A 19,890-nucleotide genomic window follows, 5' to 3' on the forward strand; every position below is an offset into this window, starting at 1 on the left:
GATCACCCGGGCAGGGGCCACCCACGTCCTGCCCCCGAGGGATCCCGGGGTAGTCCAAAGGATGCAGGGTTACGGGTGGGTGGGAAACATCCGCCGCGAAGCGGCGGTCCAGTCCGCGGCAAGCGAAAGGGGGCGCCGCCCAGACCACTGGACGGCGCCCCCTTTCACGTACCCCTAAGCGCCAAGCAGCTTCCGCACCCGCTCCGCGCCCACGGCCAGCAGCAGCGTAGGCAGCCGCGGCCCCGTCTCCCGGGTCACGAGGAGGCGGTACAGCAGGGCGAAGAAGGACCGCTGCGCGACCTTGATCTCCGGCGGCAGTTCCTTCGCCGTGGCGTCCGCGGAGAATCCGGCACGCACCTTCGGCACGCCGTACACCAGGTGTGTGAGCCCGTCGAGGGACCAGTGCGAGTCCAGGCCGTCCAGGAGCAGCCGCAGCGACTCGCGGCCCTCGTCGTCCAGGGACGAGAGCAGCTCCGCGTCCGGCTCCGAGCGCACGATCGTGCGGGCGTCGGCCGGGACCTGGGTGGTGATCCAGTTCTCGGCACGGTCGAGCCGCGGCCGCGCCTCGTCGAGGGACGTGATCGGGTCGGACGGGTCCAGGTCGCGCAGGATCCGCAGGGTCTGGTCCTCGGCGCCGGCCGTGATGTCCGCGACGGACGCGAGCGTCCGGTACGGCAGCGGGCGCGGCGTCCGGGGCAGGTCACCCGCGGCGGTGCGCACCGCGCGGGTGTGCGCGGCGGCGTCGGCGGGCAGCACGGACCCGTCGGCGACCTTCGCGTCCAGCTTGTCCCACTCGTCGTAGAGCCGCTGGATCTCCTGGTCGAAGGCGATCTTGAAGGCCTGGTTGGGCTTGCGCCGCGCGTACAGCCAGCGAAGGAGCGGCGCCTCCATGATCTTCAGCGCGTCGGCCGGGGTCGGCACGCCGCCCTTGGAGGACGACATCTTCGCCATCCCCGAGATGCCCACGAACGCGTACATGGGACCGATCGGCTGCACGCCGTCGAAGATCTCGCGGACGATCTGCCCGCCGACGACGAAGGACGACCCGGGAGACGAGTGGTCCACGCCGCTCGGCTCGAAGATCACGCCTTCGTACGCCCAGCGCATGGGCCAGTCGACCTTCCAGACCAGCTTGCCGCGGTTGAACTCGCTCAGGAGCACCGTCTCGGTGTGCCCGCAGTCCGCGCAGACGTACGCGAGCTCGGTGCTCTCGTCGTCGTACGAGGTGACCGTCGTCAGGTCCTTCTCGCAGGCGCCGCAGTACGGCTTGTACGGGAAGTACCCGCTGGTGCCGCCGCTGCCGTCGTCCTCGCTCGCGGCGCCGGAGCCCTCGGCGGCCTCCAGCTCGGCCTCGTCGACGGGCTTCTGCGACTTCTTCGCGGGGGCCTTCTTGGTGCGGTACTGGTCGAGGATCGCGTCGATGTCGCCGCGACGCTTCATCGCGTGCAGGATCTGCTCGCGGTAGACCCCGGACGTGTACTGCTCCGTCTGGCTGATCCCGTCGTACTCGACACCCAGCTCGTCGAGCGCCTCGGTCATGGCCGCCTTGAAGTGCTCGGCCCAGTTCGGGTACGCGGACCCGGCCGGGGCGGGCACGGAGGTGAGGGGCTTGCCGATGTGCTGGGCCCAGGACTCGTCGATGCCGGGGACGCCGGCCGGGACCTTGCGGTACCGGTCGTAGTCGTCCCAGGAGATCAGGTGCCGTACCTCGTACCCGCGTCGCCGGATCTCGTCCGCGACCAGGTGCGGGGTCATGACCTCGCGAAGGTTGCCCAGGTGAATGGGGCCGGAGGGGGAGAGTCCGGACGCGACGACGACCGGTTTGCCCGGGGCACGACGCTCCGACTCGGCGATGACCTCGTCCGCGTAGCGGGAGACCCAGTCGGTGGTATCGGTGCTCTGAGCCACGATCGGCACGCCTTTCTTCTTCTACGTGAGTACCGCTTGACGCAGCCATTCTCCCAGGTCGTACCGCAACCGCGAAAACCGCTTTTCACCGCGTGGGATACTCGGTTTTCGTAGCTGTTCGTAGCTACAAGAACCCAGGAACCCGAGCAGAACGGCATCCACTCCATGGCCTCGGTCACGTCCCTCACCGCCTCCGTCCACCAGCGCCTCGCGGACGCCCTCTCGGCAGCCCTGCCGGAGGCCGGCGCCGCCGACCCGCTGCTGCGACGAAGCGACCGGGCCGACTTCCAGGCCAACGGGATCCTCGCCCTCGCCAAGAAGGCGAAGGCGAACCCGCGCGAGCTGGCCACGCAGGTCGTCTCGGCGATCACCGCCCCCGACCTGATCAAGGACGTCGAGGTCTCGGGCCCCGGCTTCCTGAACATCACGGTCACCGACAAGGCGATCACCGAGAACCTCGCGGCACGCGCCGCCGACGGCGCCCGGCTCGGCGTGCCGTTCGCCGAGAAGCCCGGCACGACGGTGGTCGACTGGGCCCAGCCGAACGTGGCCAAGGAGATGCACGTCGGCCACCTCCGCAACTCGGTCATCGGCAACTCCGTCGTCAAGATCCTTGAGTTCACCGGTGAAAAGGTGGTCAGCCGCCACCACATCGGCGACTGGGGCACCCAGTTCGGCATGCTCGTGCAGTACCTCCTGGAGCACCCGGACGCGCTGGGCCACAAGGCCGCCGAGGGCACCGAGGAAGCGGGCGAAGAGGCGATGTCCAGCCTCAACCGCGTCTACAAGGCCTCGAAGGTGCTCTTCGACGCCGACGAGGAGTTCAAGAAGCGGGCCCGGCGCCGGGTGGTGGACCTGCAGGCGGGCGACCCGGAGACGCTCGCGATCTGGCAGCGGTTCGTGGACGAGTCGAAGGTCTACTTCTACTCGGTCTTCAACAAGCTGGACGTGGAGATCGCCGACGCGGACATCGTCGGCGAATCCGGCTACAACGACATGCTGGCGGAGACCTGCCGCATGCTGGAGGAGTCCGGCGTCGCGGTCCGCTCCAACGGCGCGCTGTGCGTCTTCTTCGACGACGTGAAGGGCCCGGACGGCAACCCGTCCCCGCTGATCGTCCAGAAGTCCGACGGCGGCTTCGGCTACGCGGCGACGGACCTCTCCGCGATCCGCGACCGCGTCTACAACCTCAAGGCGGACACGCTCCTGTACGTCGTGGACGCGCGGCAGTCCCTGCACTTCAAGATGGTCTTCGAGACGGCCCGCAGGGCGGGCTGGCTGACGGAGAACGTGAAGGCGGTGCAGCTCGGCTTCGGCACGGTCCTCGGCAAGGACGGCAAGCCGTTCAAGACGCGTGAGGGCGAGACCGTACGCCTCATCGACCTCCTCGACGAGGCGATCGACCGCGCGTCGGCCATCGTCCGCGAGAAGGCCCAGGACCTCTCCGACGAGGAGATCGCCGAGCGCGGCGCCCAGGTGGGCATCGGCGCGGTGAAGTACGCGGACCTGTCGACGTCGGCGGTGCGCGACTACAAGTTCGACCTGGACCAGATGGTGTCGCTGAACGGCGACACGTCGGTGTACCTCCAGTACGCGTACGCCCGTATCCAGTCGATCCTGCGCAAGGCGGGCGACGTGAGCCCGAAGGCGCACCCGGAGCTCGAACTGGCCGACGCGGAGCGGGCGTTGGGCCTGCACCTGGACCAGTTCGCGGAGACGGTGGCGGAGGTCGCTGCGGAGTACGCGCCGCACAAGCTGGCGGCGTACCTCTACCAACTGGCGTCGCTGTACACGACGTTCTACGACAAGTGCCCGGTCATCAAGGCGGACACCCCGGCCCAGGTCGAGAACCGCCTGTTCCTCTGCGACATCACGGCCCGCACCCTGCACCAGGGCATGGCGCTGCTTGGCATCAGGACGCCTGAGCGGCTTTGAGCATCACGTGACGGCCCCCGCGCCCCTCTTTAGGGGCGCGGGGCTGTGACATGTGCGGCTCCGCCGCGTGGGCGCGACCAGCCACACACGACCCGCAGCCGACTAGCCCCGAAGCGCACCCCCAAGCCTCCGCAACCCCTCAGCAATCTCATCCGGCGTCTGCGTCACAAAGCACATCCGCAGCGTCGAACGGTCCGGCTCCCCCGCATAGAACGGCGCCCCGGGAACGTAAGCCACGTCATGCTTGACGACCCCCGGCAGCAGCGCAGCCGTGTCGTACCCTTCGGGCAACCGTGCCCACACGAACATTCCGCCCTCCGGCCGGATCCAGCTAGACCCCTCTGGAAGCGCCGCCCCGAGGCCGCCCAGCATCGCGTCCCGGTGCTCGCGATACTCCCCCGCGACGCGCGCCACGTGCGCGTCCAGGTCGTTGTCCGCCAAGTACCGCGCCGCGGCCAACTGGTTGACGGTGGGCGTATGCAGATCCGCGGACTGTTTGGCGACGACGCAGGCCCGCAGCAGCGCCGCGGGCCCCCGCAGCCAGCCCAGGCGCAGGCCCGGCGCCATGACCTTGGAGAAGCTGCCGAGCAGGATGGTGCGGTCCTCGGCCCCGGGGTACGAGGCGATCCACGGCACGCGCTCGCCCTCGAAGCGCAGCTCTCCGTACGGGTCGTCCTCGATGATCCACAGGCCGCGCCGCGCGGCGATCTCCGCGATCGCGGCGCGCCGCTCGGCGGGCATGGTGCGGCCGGTGGGGTTCTGGAAGGTGGGGACGGTGTAGAGCAGCTTGGGCCGGTGCAGGGCGACGAGCTCGTCGAGGGAGTCCGGGTCGATGCCGGCCTCGTCGCAGGGCACGGGCACGATGTGCGCGCCGGCGAACCCGAAGGCCTGCAGCGCCGCCAGGTAGCAGGGGCTCTCGACGAGGATGGTCTCGCCGGGCTCTATGAGGGCGGTGGCGAGCAGCGAGAGCGCCTGCTGCGAACCGGTGGTGATGACGAGGTCGTCGGCGCCGGTGCCGAGCCCGCGCGCATCGAAGCGTGCGGCGATGGCGGCACGCAGCGTCGGCTCGCCCTCGGTCGTGGAGTACTGGAGCGCGCGCTCGGGCTGCTCGGCGAGGACCGCCCCGAAGGCCGCGGCGATGCCGGCCTTGTCGAAGAGACCGGGGGCAGGGAGCCCGCCCGCGAAGTTGATGACCTCGGGCCGCGCGGTGACGGCCAGGATGTCCCGTACCGGCGAGCCGCCGACCGAGGCGGCACGCGCGGCGAGGGGCGGCGTGGGGACTGCGGCAGGGGCGGGCTCGGTCACGGTCACGGCGGCGGCTCCTTCGGCTCGGACAGCTGTGCCCGCACCCTAAGCACGTAGGTGCCGCCTACATGCGCCATTCCGGAATGCGGACGGGCCGCCTTGATGCTCACCCGTCGAGCGGGGCGATCCACTGCGAGCCGCCGTTCGGCCAGCCGTACGTCGGCCGCCCCTCGCGGCCGCTGGTACGGAACGGCTTGCCCTGGTCGTCGATGCGGAGCACCCCGTGCCGTTCGCCGCTCGACCACTCCAGTTCCAGATACCAACGGACGTCGTGGGCCTCGGCGTTGGCCTTGATGTAGAAGACCTCGGGGTCGCTCTCGCTCACCTTGTACGGGAAGTCCCGCTGCCCCGCCTTGGGCGCGACGCGCGGTGCGGCGTCGTCGAGGTCGACACCGAAGGACTTGGTGTCCACGCCGCCGCCACAGCCGACACCCATCGCGTAGTCGTTCCAGTCGAGCGGCGATGCGGTGCTCTGTACGCGGACGTCCATGCCCTGCAGTACGACGGTGTCCTTGCCCATGCCTTGCAGGGTGACCTCGATGAACTGCTCGCCCGACGAGACGGCCCCGAGGTCGGCGGCCCAACCGGGGGCGTCCTGCTCGACCGGCGGCCTGGGCACCTGGTTCGGCTTGCGGTCGACCAGGAAGTGCTGGCTGCAGGGTTCTTCGTAGACGTACGGCCTGGTGCGCGCGGCGAGGGGCACGCTGAGGTCGCCGCCACGCTCGTCCCCTTGCGGGGAGGGCGACTTGGCGCCGCCGCGCCCTTCGGAGGCGGAAGGAGTCCCGGAACTCTCCTTCTCCTGACGGTCAGGCGCATGCTCTCCACCCTCGCCGCCGCTACCACCCTTGCCGCCCTCGGACGGAGAGGCGGAGACAGGTTCCCTGCCGTCACTGGTAGCGGCGACACCCCGCTCCCCACTGCCGCCGCTGCCTTCACCCCCACCCCCACCAGGAACTCCGTTCAGCGCAAGAGCAGTTGACCCGAGCACGACGGCAACGGTGGCAGCGGCGAACACAACAACACGCCGCCGCCGGTCGGAAGGTCGGCCAGCCAGCGAGTCCGCCTCCGCACCCACCTCTGCCACCGGCTCTTCCTCCGGCTCCCCCTGTCCACCGGGCAAGGGCCGCTTCCCCCGCCCCGCGTCGGCGAGAATCCACCGCCGGTGGACCTCAACCAGCTCTTCCGGCGACGCATCGCACAGCCGGGCCAACTTCTCGACGGTCGCAAACGCCGTAGGCACGGCATCCCCATTGCAGTACCGATGCAACGTGGACGTACTCACATGCAGCCGCTTGGCCAGCACCCCGTAACTGAGCCCGGACCGCCCCTTGAGCTCCCGCAACAACTCCGCGAAGTCCCCCGCGCCGCTCACCGAAGCCCCTCTCGCATCCCCACACGACGAAGAACCATCCAAGCACGCCGAGCTTGATCGGCACCGGGGCCGCCCGGTTGTCACGGTCGACGCCCACGCCGAGTTCAATCCGAACGGCGCCAGCCTCCCGGTGCGTTCCTCGGGGACCTTCCGTATCCATCACCGTTACGACCCGCCCAACGGCGGGCCCGGAGCGATCACCGACGGCGGCTACCGCCTGAAGCAGCAATGGGGATGAGCCCGAGACTGCCGCTCAGCCGAACATGCCGGGCTCGTAGTCGCCCGCCGGCTGCTGCACGATGACGTTCACACGGTTGTACGCGTTGATGAGGGCGATCAGGGACGCCAGCGCGGCGAGCTGCTCCTCGTCGTAGTGCTTGGCTGCATTCGCCCACGCCTCGTCCGTGACCCCGCCGGCCGCGTCCGCGATGCGGGTGCCCTGCTCCGTCAGTTCGAGGGCGGCGCGTTCCGCGTCGGTGAAGACCTTGGCCTCGCGCCAAGCCGCGATCAGGTTGAGGCGCACCGAGGTCTCACCGGCGGCCGCAGCGTCCTTGGTGTGCATGTCGGCGCAGAATCCGCAGCCGTTGATCTGGCTGGCCCGGATCTTCACCAGCTCCTGCGTCTCGGCCGGCAGCGTCGAGTCCGAGATGACCTTGCCCGCCGAGTTGAAGTGCCGCACGAGCTTGTTGGTGACCTCGTTGCCGAACAGGTTCAGCCTGGCTTCCATAACGAACTCCTCTGTGTCGCTTCTCTGCGTCTCTTCCTTGCGTTACATACCTCTGACGGATCGGCTCGGCCAGATGTGACACCGGGGGGAAGAATCTTCTGGACCTCCTCACACACCTATGAGTAAGTACCGCACCAAAAAGTCGGTACTTGTTCCGTCCGCAGGGCCCGACAAGGATCCCGTCCTCGGCCTCGGCCTGATGGGCTCCGCCCTCGCCGCCGCGCTGATCAAGGCGGGCCACCGGACGACCGTCTGGAACCGCACCGCCGCCAAGACCGGCCCCCTCGTCGCCCAGGGCGCGATCCCGGCCGAGACCGCCGAGGAGGCCATCACCGCCGGCCCGCTCGTCATCCGTCTGCCTCACCACCAACGACAGCGTCCGCGCCCTCCTCACCCCGCAGGCGGACGCCCTCGCGGGCCGCACGGTCGTGAACCTCACCAACGGAACGCCCGCCCAGGCAAGGGAGTTGGCCGACTGGGCCGCGGCCCACGGCATCACGTACGTCGACGGCGGCATCATGGCCGTACCGCAAATGATCGCGAAGGCGTACGCCGAACAGGGCCTGCGGACCGACCTGTTCGAGCCCTTCCAGGGCCTCCTCGACCGCGCGGTCGACGAGGGCTATGGCACCGACGGCTTCTCCCGCCTGGCCACCCTGCTCAAGCAGGGCCAAGGCGAGGACCAAGGCCAGGGCTAAGGCACCAGCACGACCTTGCCCGTGGTCTCCCGCCGCTCCATCGCCGCATGGGCCAAGGCCGCGTCCGCCAGCGGGAACGTCTGCACCGCCGGCACCAACTCCCCCTTGGCGGCGGCCTCCAGGGCCCGCCGCTCGTGCTCGGGCCCGTCCTCGGGGTGCTCGATCAGCCGCAGCAGGGCGTTGGCCACGGAGATCCCCCGCCGCTCCACGACACCCGCGTCCGGCTCGAAGCCCTCCTGGGACGACCACCCGATGACCACGTACCGGCCGCCGTCACCGATCAGACCGAAGGCGGCGGCGGACTTCTCGCCGCCCACCCCGTCGAGTATGACGCTCACGCTCCGCCCGTCGAGGCGCTCCCGCACGAGGTCCGTCCAGCCGGGTTCGTTGTAGTCGACGGCGAGATCGGCGCCCAGCTCCCAGACCGCCTCGACCTTGCCGGGCCCACCGGCGGCACCGATCACGACGGCCCCGATCGCGCAGGCGTACTGGACGACGAGCCGGCCGACCCCACCGGCTGCGGACGTCACCAACACCACGTCGTCGGAGGTGAGTTGAGCGACGTCCAGCAGACCCATGGCCGTCGCCCCGGTCATCACCATCGACACGGCCGCCTCGTGTCCGAGCCCGTCCGGCACCTCGTGCAGGGTCTCGACGGCGGCCACCGAAAGCTCGGCGTACCCGCCGGGCTCACTGCGCGGCGTCACGACCGACCGCCCCAGCCAAGCGGGGTCCACGCCGGGACCCACCGCATCCACCACGCCCGCGACCTCCCCGCCGAACACGGAGGGCAGTTCCGGCAGCGGCGGCGCCATGTCGCTCGCGTCGCCCCGCCGCATGACGGTCTCGACGAAGTGAACTCCCGCCGCCCGTACGGCAATCCGCACCTGGCCCGGCCCCACCACGGGGTCGGGCCAGGTCTCGTACGTCAGGTTCTCGGCAGGCCCGAACTCATGCAGAACAACGGCGCGCATTACGTCCTCCTCGGAGTGCCGACAGCGAGTCGGCGGTACGTCGATGCACACCACCCTGCAACCTCAAGCAAGCTTGAGGTCAAACGGTCAAACGGTCAAACGGCCGAGCAGTCACACGGTCACAGCTGCTTGGCGACCTCAGTGGCCCAGTAAGTAAGGATCATGTTCGCGCCCGCCCGCTTGATACCGGTCAGCGACTCCATGATCGCCTTGTCCCGGTCAATCCAGCCCCGCTGAGCGGCGGCCTCGATCATCGCGTACTCGCCACTGATCTGGTACGCCGCAACCGGCACGTCCACCGCGTCGGCGACCCGCGCCAGGATGTCCAGGTAAGGCCCGGCAGGCTTCACCATCACCATGTCGGCGCCCTCTTCGAGGTCGAGCGCCAACTCCCGCAGGGACTCCCGGGTGTTGGCCGGGTCCTGCTGGTAGGTCTTGCGGTCGCCCTTGAGCGACGATCCGACGGCCTCCCGGAACGGGCCGAAGAAGGCCGAGGAGTACTTCACGGTGTACGCGAGGATCGACACGTCCTCGTGGCCCGTCTGGTCCAACGCATCCCGGATCACGCCCACTTGACCGTCCATCATGCCGCTCGGGCCCACCACATGGGCGCCCGCGTCGGCCTGGACCTGGGCCATCTCGGCGTACCGCTCAAGGGTCGCGTCGTTGTCCACGCGGCCCTGCTCGTCGAGCACCCCGCAGTGGCCGTGGTCGGTGGTCTCGTCGAGGCACAGGTCGGACATGACGATGAGCTCGTCGCCGACCTCCGCGCGTACGTCCCGCAGCGCGACCTGGAGGATCCCGTCCGGGTCGGTGCCCGCAGTTCCCGCGGCGTCCTTCTTCGCCTCCTCCGGAACCCCGAACAGCATGATCCCGGAGACTCCGGCCTCCAGCGCCTCGACGGCGGCCTTCTTCAGGCTGTCGCGGGTGTGCTGGACGACGCCGGGCATGGCGCCGATCTCCACGGGCGCGCTGATCCCCTCGCGGACGAACGCGGGGAGGATCAGATCGGCCGGGTGGAGACGGGTCTCCGCGACCATGCGCCGCATCGCGGGGGTGGTCCGCAGCCGACGGGGCCGCGCTCCGGGGAACGATCCGTACTTGGTCACTGTGCTCACTCACCTCACGCAAAGATTCCGGCCCCGGCTGAAGAATCTCAGCCGGGGCCAGGGAAAATACTCAGCCCGTCCGGCGTTTGAGGACGAACTCGGCGAAGCCGGTGACTAACGGTACGCCTGAGCGTCAGGGTGCTGCACGCCGCCTACGCGAACCCGGCCGCCGCTCGCTGGGGCGGGTCACAGGATCCCCCGCCTCAAGCGCGGCCGCCCGACGCCGCGTCCCGAACTCGGCCAACGCCTCCGCCAGCTTGTGGACCGATGGCTCCGGAGCCATCACGTCCACCCGCAGCCCGTGCTCCTCGGCGGTCTTCGCCGTGGCGGGGCCGATACACGCGATGACGGTCACGTTGTGCGGCTTACCGGCGATACCGACGAGGTTCCGCACGGTCGACGAGGAGGTGAAGAGCACGGCGTCGAAGCCGCCGCCCTTGATCGCCTCACGCGTCTCCGCCGGCGGCGGCGACGCCCGCACGGTCCGGTAGGCCGTGACGTCGTCGACCTCCCAGCCCAGGTCGATGAGCCCCGCCACCAGCGTCTCGGTGGCGATGTCGGCACGCGGCAGGAAGACACGGTCGATCGGATCGAAGACCGGGTCGTACGGCGGCCAGTCCTCAAGCAGGCCCGCAGCCGACTGCTCGCCGCTCGGCACCAGATCCGGCTTCACGCCGAAGGCGATCAGCGCGGCGGCGGTCTGCTCGCCCACCGCCGCGACCTTGATCCCGGCGAAGGCACGCGCGTCGAGCCCGTACTCCTCGAACTTCTCGCGTACGGCCTTGACCGCGTTCACGGAGGTGAAGGCGATCCACTCGTAGCGGCCCGTGACCAGGCCCTTGACCGCACGCTCCATCTGCTGCGGCGTACGCGGCGGCTCGACGGCGATCGTCGGCACCTCGTGCGGCACGGCGCCGTACGACGTCAACTGGTCGGAGAGCGAGGCCGCCTGCTCCTTCGTGCGCGGAACCAGCACCCGCCACCCGAAGAGCGGCTTCGACTCGAACCACGAGAGCTGGTCGCGCTGGGCGGCGGCGGAACGCTCACCGACCACGGCTATGACGGGCTGCCCGCCGTCGGGCGAGGGCAGCACCTTCGCCTGCTTCAGGACCTGCGCGATGGTGCCGAGCGTCGCGGTCCAGGTGCGCTGGCGCGTCGTCGTACCGGCGATGGTCACCGTCATCGGGGTGTCGGGCTTGCGCCCGGCCGTCACCAGCTCACCGGCGGCCGCCGCGACGGAGTCGAGCGCCGTCGAGACCACCACGGTCCCGTCCGACGCGCCGACCTCGCTCCAGCAGCGGTCGGAAGCGGTGCGGGCGTCGACGAAACGTACGTCGGTGCCCTGCGCGTCCCGCAGCGGAACACCCGCGTAGGCGGGCACACCGACCGCCGCGGCGATGCCGGGCACCACCTCGAAGGAGATGCCCGCGGCGGCGCAGGCCAGCATCTCCTCGGCGGCGTACGTGTCGAGACCGGGATCGCCGCCGACGGCACGCACCACCCGCCTGCCGCTCCTCGCTGCCTCCATGACAAGATTGGCGGCGGCCCGAAGGGAAGGCGCATCGGTGGTAACTGACGCGTCGTCAACCGGCTGAGGGTGAGGTGTGTCCACACCTCCCCGGGCATGCGCGCGCACGACATCGAGCACGTCCGGCTCGGCGATCAGGACATCCGCTCGGGCCAACGCCTCGACAGCGCGCAGAGTGAGTAGTCCCGGATCTCCGGGTCCGGCACCCAGGAAGGTGACGTGCCCGTGTGCGGGAAGGCCGGGAAGGTTCGAGGTGGGGCTCAAAGTACTCGCTCCCCCATCAGACCGGCCGCGCCCTTGGCAAGCATCTCGGCAGCGAGTTCGCGGCCGAGCGCCAAGGCTTGGTCATGCGTCTCGGGCACGGGACCGGTGGTGGACAGCTGCACCAGCGTCGAGCCGTCGGTGGTACCGACGACGCCGCGCAGGCGCATTTCCTTGACAATCTGCCCGTCGGCCAGCAAGTCGGCCAGCGCGCCAACAGGCGCACTGCAACCGGCTTCCAGGGCGGCGAGCAGGGATCGCTCGGCGGTCACGGCGGCCCGGGTGTACGGGTCGTCGAGCTCGGCGAGCGCGGCGGTCAGCGACGCGTTGGACGCGGCGCATTCGATCGCCAGTGCCCCCTGGCCGGGGGCGGGCAGAACTGTGTCGACCGACAGGAAGTCGGTCACCTCGTCGATCCTGCCGACGCGGTGGAGTCCGGCGGCGGCGAGCACGACGGCGTCGAGCTCCCCCTTGTGCACGTATCCGATGCGGGTGTCGATGTTCCCGCGGATCGGCACGGTCTCGATGGTCATGCCGTGGCCCCGCGCGTAAGCGTTCAGCTGCGCCATGCGGCGCGGCGAACCGGTGCCGATGCGCGCGCCGTTCGGCAGCTCCGCGAAGGTCAGGCCGTCGCGTGCGATCAGCACGTCACGGGGGTCCTCGCGCAGCGGCACCGCGGCGAGCGCCAGGTCGTCGGGCTGCGCGGTCGGCAGGTCCTTGAGCGAGTGCACGGCGAAGTCGACCTCGCCGGCAAGGAGCGCGTCGCGCAGGGCGGTCACGAAGACGCCGGTGCCGCCGATCTGCGCCAGGTGCTCACGCGACGTGTCGCCGTACGTCGTGATCTCCACGAGCTCCACGGGGCGGCCCGTCAACTGGCTCACTGTTTCGGCCACTTGGCCGGACTGGGCCATGGCCAGCTTGCTGCGCCTGGTCCCGAGCCTGAGTGCCCTCTCGGTCATACCCGGCCTCGATTCGGATCGTTGTTCTCGTCGTGCTGGTCGTGCTGGTCGTTCTGGCTGTTCTGGTTGTTCAGGTGGTCGGCCCTGCTGACGGCGGCGACCGTCTGCGGGTCGAGGTCGAAGAGGGTGCGCAGCGCGTCGGCGTACCCGGCGCCGCCGGGCTCGCCCGCCAGCTGCTTGACCCGCACGGTCGGCGCGTGCAGCAGCTTGTCGACGACACGGCGGACGGTCTGCGTGATCTCCGCGCGCTCCTTCTCGGCGAGTCCGGGGAGCCGTCCGTCGAGCCGGGCGATCTCACCGGCGACGACGTCGGCGGCCATGGTGCGCAGGGCGACCACGGTCGGCGTGATGTGCGCGGCCCGCTGCGCGGCGCCGAAGGCGGCGACCTCGTCGGAGACGATCGCGCGGACCTGCTCCACGTCGTCGGCCATCGGGGCGTCGGCGGAGGCCTCGGCGAGCGACTCGATGTCGACCAGGCGTACGCCGTCGATGCGGTGCACGGCACCGTCGATGTCGCGGGGCATGGCCAGGTCGAGCAGGGCGAGCAGGACGTGCCCGGTCTCGGCCATCGAGGGGCCGCGGCGCTCGGGCACCCGCCCGGTGGCGGTCACGGCCGCGGCGAGCGCGGTGATGGTGCCTGCCTCGGCGCGCAGGTCGAAGGCCTCGTCGTCGCGGCGCTCGGCGGGAGCGTTGTCGACCCAGGCGGCGTGCTGCTCCAGGGTCGCGGCGTCCATCCCCGCGACGGCGTCCTCACCCATGACGGAGAACCCGACGCCGCGGTTGACGGCTGCACCGTCGAGCGAACCACCGGTCGCGTCCACACCGGCACCCGAGGGCACACCCGCGCCGGAGAGGCCGAGCGGGCAGGCTTCGTCCGCCGCTACCGGGACTGTGGCATCCGCCCCGGCACGCAGGTCACCCCGCACCGCGGAGTCGTCGGCCGGACGGAAGGCTCCGTCCACCGCTACCGGGACCGTGGCGTCCGCCCCGGCGCCCAGGTCGCCCCGCACCGCGGAGTCGTCGGCCGCACGGAAGGCTTCGTCCGCCGCTACCGGAGCCGTCGCGTCCGCCCCGGCGCGCAGGTCACCCCGCACCGCGGAGTCGTCGGCCGGACGGCCCTCGCCGCCCGTCACCGTCTCGTCCGTACGGGCGCCCCCGCCGACGCGCGATGCCGAGCGCGGAGCCGCCACCGACGCATGGGACGTCCCCACGGCCGTCCCCACGGCCGTCGGCGAAGCCGTACGGCCCGCCAGCGCCGCAGCCACGGCCTCCGCCGTCAGGACGAGTCCGGTCGCCCCGGTGCAGGACACCGCCACATCGGCACGTGTCAGTTCGGCCGCCACCTGGTCCATCGCGACGGCGCGGGCGCTGGTGCCGTGGCCACCGTCCGCCAGGATCTCGGCGAGCCGCTCGGCCCGCTCCAGGGTGCGGTTGGCGACGACGACCTCGTCGACCCCGGCCCGCGCGAGCGTCGCCGCGGCCAGTGAGGACATGGATCCGGCGCCGATGACCAGGGCGCGCTTGCCCTTGGCCCACGCCTCGACCGGCTCGCGCCCGGCGAGCTGCTCCAGGCCGAAGGTCACGAGCGACTGCCCGGCCCGGTCGATCCCGGTCTCCGAGTGCGCGCGCTTGCCGACCCGCAGGGCCTGCTGGAACAGGTCGTTGAGGAGGCGCCCCGCGGTGTGCAGCTCCTGCGCGCGCGCCAGGGTGTCCTTGATCTGCCCGAGGATCTGCCCCTCGCCGACCACCATCGAGTCCAGGCCGCAGGCCACCGAGAACAGGTGGTGGACGGCTCGGTCCTCGTAGTGGACGTACAGATAGGGAGTGAGCTCTTCGAGGCCCACCCCGCTGTGCTGGGCGAGCAGCGTGGACAGCTCGGCGACGCCCGCGTGGAACTTGTCCACGTCGGCATACAGCTCGATGCGGTTGCAGGTGGCGAGCACGGCCGCCTCTGCGGCGGGCTCGGCGGCGAGCGTGTCCTGCAGGAGCTTGGCCTGCGCATCGGGAGCGAGCGCGGCCCGCTCGAGGACGCTCACCGGAGCGCTGCGGTGACTCAGCCCTACGACAAGGAGACTCATGCCGGCATCACGGCGGGGACGTCCCCGTCGGGTCCCTTCCGCTGCTGCTTGTCGGTGGCGGGCACGGCGGCCTCGTCGGCCGCCGTCTCCTCACCGGCCTTGCGCTGCTCGTGGAAGGCGAGGATCTGCAACTCGATGGAGAGATCCACCTTGCGTACGTCGACACCGTCCGGCACGGAAAGGACGGTGGGCGCGAAGTTGAGGATCGAGGTCACACCGGCGGCGACGAGCCGCTCGCAGACCTGCTGGGCGGCACCGGCCGGGGTCGAGATGACACCGATGGAGACGCCGTTGTCCTTGATGATCTTCTCGAGGTCGTCGGTGTGCTGCACCGGCATGCCCGCGACGGGCGTGCCCGCCATGGCCGGATCGGCGTCGATCAGGGCGGCGACACGGAAGCCGCGCGATGCGAACCCGCCGTAATTGGCAAGCGCCGCGCCGAGGTTACCGATGCCGACGATCACGACGGGCCAGTCCTGGGTCAGACCGAGCTCGCGGGAGATCTGGTAGACGAGGTACTCGACGTCGTAGCCGACGCCGCGCGTCCCGTAGGAACCGAGGTACGAGAAGTCCTTGCGCAGCTTCGCGGAGTTGACCCCCGCGGCGGCCGCGAGCTCCTCGGAGGAGACCGTGGGCACCGAGCGCTCCGACAGTGCGGTGAGGGCTCGGAGGTACAGCGGAAGCCTGGCGACGGTGGCCTCGGGAATCCCTCGGCTGCGGGTCGCCGGTCGGTGAGTTCGGCCAGTTGCCACGGTGCTCCTGCGGGTAGAGCGGGGCTGCAGGCGGTCACACGTCCCCAGACCGCCCCGTCGAATGCAGGCTATGTCTTTGTGAACGCGTGCACAAAGATGGTGTCCGATTTGCCCGGCCAACGTGACCGGGGTCACGCACCCCCGGCGCGCATTCCTGGAACCGGCGCACAGGGAGCGTCGTTGCTCAGTTGATGGGGGCAAAACCGCACACTCTCCTCACGATCATCGCCCCCGAGACCAAAACCGCCCACGATCCTAAGGGACCTTTCGGGCCACTTGGACTCCTCAGTCAGTCTCGATTCGGACTACTGGGCGAGCGCATGCCGAAGTCGATCTTCGTTCACCCGCCAGAAGGTGTGCTGTTCACCGTCGACCAGAACCACCGGAATCTGTTCCCAGTAGGCCCGGTTGAGCTCTTCGTCCTGCGTGATGTCCTTCTTCTCCCAGGCGACTCCCAGCTCGCCGCAGACCTTCTCGATCACCAGCTGTGCGTCATCGCACAGATGGCAGCCGGGCTTGCCGATCAAGGTGACCGTCCGGTCCTGCGGACGCTTCTTCTCCGTACGGCGAAAAATCGGGCTCATGACACCATTCTCGCTCCGCCGACGCGCCGCGCGGCCCGTCCGTTTAACGGCGCGGCCGCGAAGAGTTCACAGGGTCGAATCCTGCCGACGCCGGAACGACCGAACGAACTAGCTATGCTCACGGCATGGCCGCTCTCGGATGGCTCACCCCCCGTAGGCGCTCCGCCACGGCGCGGAGCGTGTTGGCAGGCGAGGCCTCGGCTGAGGCAGCGCGCAAGTCCTCCCAGGAGCTGGAGGAACTCGACGAGGCCGCCGCGGCCGCCGCGCCCGGGGAACAGGATCAGGAGCCGGAGTTCCCCGTCGTCGGCGACGACAAGGCCGCCGCCTTCTTCGACCTCGACAACACCGTGATGCAGGGCGCCGCGATCTTCCACTTCGGCCGCGGCCTCTACAAGCGGAAGTTCTTCGAGCGCCAGGAGCTGGCCCGATTCGCCTGGCAGCAGGCGTGGTTCAGGCTGGCGGGCGTCGAGGACCCCGAGCACATGCAGGACGCCCGCGACAGCGCCCTGTCCATCGTCAAGGGCCATCGCGTCGCCGAGCTGATGTCCATCGGCGAGGAGATCTACGACGAGTACATGGCCGAGCGCATCTGGCCCGGTACGCGCGCCCTCGCCCAGGCCCATCTCGACGCGGGCCAGAAGGTCTGGCTGGTCACGGCCGCGCCGGTGGAGATCGCCACGGTCATCGCCCGCCGCCTCGGCCTGACCGGCGCGCTGGGCACCGTCGCCGAGTCCATGGACGGCGTCTATACGGGCAAGCTCGTCGGCGAACCCCTGCACGGCCCCGCCAAGGCCGAGGCCGTGCGCGCGCTCGCCTCCGCGGAGGGCCTGGACCTGGCCCGCTGCGCCGCGTACAGCGATTCGCACAACGACATCCCGATGCTCTCGCTCGTCGGACACCCGTACGCGATCAATCCCGACGCCAAGCTGCGCAAGCATGCCCGCGAGCGGGACTGGCGCCTGCGGGACTACCGCACCGGCCGCAAGGCCGCCAAGGTCGGCATCCCCGCCGCGGCGGGCGTCGGCGCGATCGCGGGCGGCACGGCCGCGGCGATCGCCCTGCACCGCCGCCGCCACTGATCGCCCCTCCGGCCCAGCCGCGTCACATTCGCTCGGTCCTACCCCGTCGCGCCTCCCGCCAGTCCCGTTGGTAGCACTCGGCCACAACACGCCCCGTGCTTAGACGGAATGTGAACCAACCTGATCAACAACCGTTCACTGTCTGCTACTTGAACGGGCACGGATCGGCAACACAAGCGACGTAATCGGTGATTTAAGCAACTGGGTGTAGCACCGCCTGTACGAAGCGTTATTCTCCTCAGACGCATAACGGACCCCACGCGTCGCTACGACGGGTGAAAGGTCCCGCACTGCACGTGATGGAAGCTCTGCCTCTGGGAGTCCCGTGTACCCACACGTCGGGGTTGACGCCTCGGGCCTGGCTACGCTGCGCGCAACGGTCGCCGACCGCTTGCGCGGCTTCGTCCCCACCGCGTACGCCGGCCCCGCCGTCCCCGCATTTGCCGTCCCCACACCCGCCGGGCCGCTCTACGCCCTGGCGGACAGCGGCGCGGCGGTCAGCAGACGAGCCCGTTCTGCCGCCGCCACCTCAACCCCCACCACCCACCGCCGTCCCGCCGCGGACAGCGACAGCGCACGCATGATGGATCTCGTCGAGCGCGCCCAGGCCGGCGAGTCCGACGCCTTCGGCCGTCTCTACGACCAGTACAGCGACACGGTCTATCGCTACATCTACTACCGCGTCGGCGGCAAGGCGACCGCCGAGGACCTCACCAGCGAGACCTTTCTGCGCGCCCTGCGCCGCATCAGTACGTTCACCTGGCAGGGCCGCGACTTCGGCGCCTGGCTGGTCACGATCGCCCGCAACCTGGTCGCCGACCACTTCAAGTCGAGCCGTTTCCGCCTCGAAGTGACCACCGGCGAAATGCTCGACGCCAACGAGGTCGAGCGCAGCCCCGAGGACTCCGTCCTGGAGTCCCTCTCGAACGCCGCACTGCTCGACGCCGTGCGCCGCCTCAACCCCCAGCAGCAGGAGTGCGTGACACTGCGCTTCCTGCAAGGCCTCTCGGTCGCCGAGACCGCGCGGGTGATGGGCAAGAACGAGGGCGCGATCAAGACCCTCCAGTACCGCGCCGTCCGTACCCTGGCCCGGCTCCTGCCGGATGACGCACGCTGACGCCACGGACCACCGACGGCCGTCCGTAGCCGTGGGTGACGCTCAACTCACCTTCCGTGGCGGCCAGATGGCCGCCACGGACTTCTGGTGGTCCGATCATCCTCCGTCCGTAACCCAAGTGCCGCGACGCTCGTTGTGCGGGATGCAGGCTCCCTGTGGTCGCTCCCTGATCACCTCCGCTCACTCATTCGTGTGGATGTGCTCAAGGTGTGCAACCCTCAGGACCCCCTGGGGAGTCGACCGTCATGACGAGAGGAGGTGCCGCCAGTGATCGCGAACGTATCGGCACACCGGCGGGCGAACGCCTTCGCCCAGGCCCTGGAGGAGCATTCCGACCAGGACCCGGCGGCCGAGCAGACCGACGATTCCGTCACACCCGATCCAGCGCTGTCCGAAGAGGCAGCCCCGGACCGGATGTTGACCCTGGCGACCGGCCTCGGCGAGCTGCCGAAGCCGGAGCTTGATCCCGAGGTCAAAGTGGTCCAACGGGCCCAGCTCGTAGCCGCCATGGAGGCCATGCTCCTCGAGGGCACGGCCGCGGGCGTCGGGACCACCGGCACATCCGTGCCCGAGCAGCGGTCCCGCAAGGGCGCGCACCGGGCCACGGGGCTGCGCAAACTGAAGCCACGCTCCCGCCTGTCGAAGGGCATCGCCGCGGGCGGGCTCACCGTCGGAGTGGCGGCGGGGGCGTTCAGCGGAGTGGCCGCGGCCAGCTCGGACGCACTCCCGGGCGATTCGCTGTACGGCCTGAAGCGGGGCATGGAGGACCTCAAGCTCGGCATGGCCGACGGCGACAGCGACAAGGGCGAGATCTACCTCGACCACGCCTCGACCCGGCTGAACGAGGCGCGCAGGCTGATGGAGCGAGGCCGCACCGGCGACCTCGACCACGAGTCCCTCGGCGAGGTCAGGCGAGCGCTCTCCGGCATGCAGCACGACGTCACGGAAGGCCACCGCCTGCTGCACGAGGCGTACGAGAGGGACGGCTCGCTCGGCCCCATCCAGGCCCTGTCCGCCTTCTCCGAGTCGCACCGCGGCAGTTGGAGCGACCTGCAGAGCCGACTGCCCGTCCAGCTGGGCGACGTGGGCGAGCAGGTCAACTCGGTCTTCGACGCGATGGACCAGGAAGTGGACCCGCTCCGCTCCCTGCTCCCCCGCCGCACCCCGGACACCAGCCGTACCCCGGACCGGCCCAGCCAGGGCTCCTCCGGCTCCTCCACCCCGGACCACACCTCCGTCCCCGAGTCTTCCTACGGCAGCGGCTCGAGCACCGACAGCAAGCCGCATCCGTCGAAGTCGGACGGCAAGGGCGAGGACGACGGCCTGCTCGGCGGCAGCACGGGCGGCCTCCTTGACCCGCCGAAGTCCGACGTGACCCCGACCCCGTCGGACGGCACCTCCGACAAGGAAACCCCCTCGGCCAAGCCGGACGTGACGATCCCACCGATCCTGCCGGGCCTGCTGCCCGGCCTGGAGATCGCGGGCGAGGACACGAAATAGCACC

General features: G+C 70.2%; 15 protein-coding genes and 1 pseudogene. 5 read left to right on the forward strand and 11 right to left on the reverse strand.

Features of this window, described 5'->3' with window-relative positions:
* Positions 1 to 174: 174 nt before the first annotated feature.
* Complete coding sequence (lysS, locus tag AB0O76_RS11380) at positions 175 to 1,917, reverse strand: lysine--tRNA ligase (RefSeq protein WP_365487992.1); 1,743 nt, start codon at positions 1,915 to 1,917, stop codon at positions 175 to 177.
* Between the two features lie 156 nt (positions 1,918 to 2,073).
* Between lysS and argS the strand changes: the two genes are divergently transcribed.
* The gene (gene argS, locus AB0O76_RS11385; RefSeq protein WP_365487995.1) at positions 2,074 to 3,843 is read left to right on the forward strand and encodes an arginine--tRNA ligase; all 1,770 of its coding nucleotides are present in this window, start codon (positions 2,074 to 2,076) and stop codon (positions 3,841 to 3,843) included.
* 102 nt (positions 3,844 to 3,945) lie between these two features.
* Here argS and AB0O76_RS11390 read toward each other — a convergent pair whose 3' ends face one another.
* The 3 genes from AB0O76_RS11390 to AB0O76_RS11400 form a co-directional block, all read right to left on the reverse strand.
* Entirely contained in the window at positions 3,946 to 5,154 is a 1,209-nt protein-coding gene (locus tag AB0O76_RS11390; protein WP_365487997.1) for a PLP-dependent aminotransferase family protein, read from the reverse strand.
* 100 nt (positions 5,155 to 5,254) lie between these two features.
* On the reverse strand, positions 5,255 to 6,520 hold the full coding sequence (locus tag AB0O76_RS11395; RefSeq protein ID WP_365488000.1) for a helix-turn-helix transcriptional regulator: 1,266 nt from the start codon (positions 6,518 to 6,520) through the stop codon (positions 5,255 to 5,257).
* A 253-nt stretch (positions 6,521 to 6,773) separates the two neighbouring features.
* A complete protein-coding gene (locus AB0O76_RS11400; protein WP_365488003.1) occupies positions 6,774 to 7,247 on the reverse strand; it encodes a carboxymuconolactone decarboxylase family protein in 474 nt (157 codons plus the stop codon).
* A gap of 199 nt (positions 7,248 to 7,446) precedes the next feature.
* Here AB0O76_RS11400 and AB0O76_RS11405 point away from each other — a divergent pair.
* Positions 7,447 to 7,786, forward strand: a pseudogene (locus AB0O76_RS11405) (NAD(P)-binding domain-containing protein); the annotation flags it as partial.
* Positions 7,787 to 7,941: 155 nt separating this feature from the next.
* Here AB0O76_RS11405 and AB0O76_RS11410 read toward each other — a convergent pair.
* The 7 genes from AB0O76_RS11410 to AB0O76_RS11440 all read right to left on the reverse strand — a co-directional run bounded on the left by AB0O76_RS11410 (position 7,942) and on the right by AB0O76_RS11440 (position 16,190).
* The gene (locus AB0O76_RS11410; RefSeq protein ID WP_365488005.1) at positions 7,942 to 8,919 is read right to left on the reverse strand and encodes a zinc-binding dehydrogenase; all 978 of its coding nucleotides are present in this window, start codon (positions 8,917 to 8,919) and stop codon (positions 7,942 to 7,944) included.
* A gap of 119 nt (positions 8,920 to 9,038) precedes the next feature.
* Positions 9,039 to 10,028: a porphobilinogen synthase gene (gene hemB, locus AB0O76_RS11415; RefSeq protein WP_365488098.1), complete on the reverse strand. Its 990-nt coding sequence runs from the start codon at positions 10,026 to 10,028 to the stop codon at positions 9,039 to 9,041.
* 133 nt (positions 10,029 to 10,161) lie between these two features.
* Positions 10,162 to 11,820 carry a bifunctional uroporphyrinogen-III C-methyltransferase/uroporphyrinogen-III synthase gene (locus AB0O76_RS11420; RefSeq protein WP_365488008.1) on the reverse strand — a complete coding sequence of 553 codons (1,659 nt, stop codon included), beginning with the start codon at positions 11,818 to 11,820 and terminating at the stop codon, positions 10,162 to 10,164.
* Positions 11,817 to 12,776 (reverse strand): hydroxymethylbilane synthase, encoded by a 960-nt coding sequence (hemC, locus tag AB0O76_RS11425; protein ID WP_365488010.1) that lies wholly within the window; start codon positions 12,774 to 12,776, stop codon positions 11,817 to 11,819. The genes AB0O76_RS11420 and hemC overlap by 4 nt, the downstream gene beginning before the upstream one ends.
* A complete protein-coding gene (locus tag AB0O76_RS11430; protein WP_365488013.1) occupies positions 12,773 to 14,854 on the reverse strand; it encodes a glutamyl-tRNA reductase in 2,082 nt (693 codons plus the stop codon). Before AB0O76_RS11430 ends, hemC begins: the two co-directional genes overlap by 4 nt.
* Positions 14,851 to 15,606: a redox-sensing transcriptional repressor Rex gene (locus AB0O76_RS11435; protein WP_365488016.1), complete on the reverse strand. Its 756-nt coding sequence runs from the start codon at positions 15,604 to 15,606 to the stop codon at positions 14,851 to 14,853. The genes AB0O76_RS11430 and AB0O76_RS11435 overlap by 4 nt, the downstream gene beginning before the upstream one ends.
* A gap of 305 nt (positions 15,607 to 15,911) precedes the next feature.
* Positions 15,912 to 16,190 carry a glutaredoxin family protein gene (locus tag AB0O76_RS11440; RefSeq protein WP_365488019.1) on the reverse strand — a complete coding sequence of 93 codons (279 nt, stop codon included), beginning with the start codon at positions 16,188 to 16,190 and terminating at the stop codon, positions 15,912 to 15,914.
* 125 nt (positions 16,191 to 16,315) lie between these two features.
* On the opposite strand from AB0O76_RS11440, the gene AB0O76_RS11445 reads away from it, so the two are divergent.
* The 3 genes from AB0O76_RS11445 to AB0O76_RS11455 all read left to right on the forward strand — a co-directional run bounded on the left by AB0O76_RS11445 (position 16,316) and on the right by AB0O76_RS11455 (position 19,886).
* The gene (locus tag AB0O76_RS11445) at positions 16,316 to 17,269 is read left to right on the forward strand and encodes an HAD-IB family hydrolase (protein WP_365488022.1); all 954 of its coding nucleotides are present in this window, start codon (positions 16,316 to 16,318) and stop codon (positions 17,267 to 17,269) included.
* Between the two features lie 325 nt (positions 17,270 to 17,594).
* Positions 17,595 to 18,386 carry an ECF subfamily RNA polymerase sigma factor, BldN family gene (locus AB0O76_RS11450; RefSeq protein WP_365488025.1) on the forward strand — a complete coding sequence of 264 codons (792 nt, stop codon included), beginning with the start codon at positions 17,595 to 17,597 and terminating at the stop codon, positions 18,384 to 18,386.
* A 267-nt stretch (positions 18,387 to 18,653) separates the two neighbouring features.
* Positions 18,654 to 19,886: a DUF5667 domain-containing protein gene (locus AB0O76_RS11455; RefSeq protein ID WP_365488028.1), complete on the forward strand. Its 1,233-nt coding sequence runs from the start codon at positions 18,654 to 18,656 to the stop codon at positions 19,884 to 19,886.
* The last annotated feature ends 4 nt before the right edge of the window (positions 19,887 to 19,890 follow it).

The sequence above is a fragment of the Streptomyces sp. NPDC086554 genome (assembly GCF_040686095.1).
GTDB lineage: Bacteria > Actinomycetota > Actinomycetes > Streptomycetales > Streptomycetaceae > Streptomyces.

What these genes read in the sequence shown, in the direction of transcription:
- AB0O76_RS11410 (WP_365488005.1), bottom strand. Translation starts at nt 8,919, where the DNA reads ATGCGCGCCGTTGTTCTGCATGAGTTCGGGCCTGCCGAGAACCTGACG.
- AB0O76_RS11400 (WP_365488003.1), bottom strand. Translation starts at nt 7,247, where the DNA reads ATGGAAGCCAGGCTGAACCTGTTCGGCAACGAGGTCACCAACAAGCTC.
- AB0O76_RS11445 (WP_365488022.1), top strand. Translation starts at nt 16,316, where the DNA reads ATGGCCGCTCTCGGATGGCTCACCCCCCGTAGGCGCTCCGCCACGGCG.
- argS (WP_365487995.1), top strand. Translation starts at nt 2,074, where the DNA reads ATGGCCTCGGTCACGTCCCTCACCGCCTCCGTCCACCAGCGCCTCGCG.
- hemC (WP_365488010.1), bottom strand. Translation starts at nt 12,776, where the DNA reads ATGACCGAGAGGGCACTCAGGCTCGGGACCAGGCGCAGCAAGCTGGCC.
- AB0O76_RS11440 (WP_365488019.1), bottom strand. Translation starts at nt 16,190, where the DNA reads ATGAGCCCGATTTTTCGCCGTACGGAGAAGAAGCGTCCGCAGGACCGG.
- AB0O76_RS11430 (WP_365488013.1), bottom strand. Translation starts at nt 14,854, where the DNA reads ATGAGTCTCCTTGTCGTAGGGCTGAGTCACCGCAGCGCTCCGGTGAGC.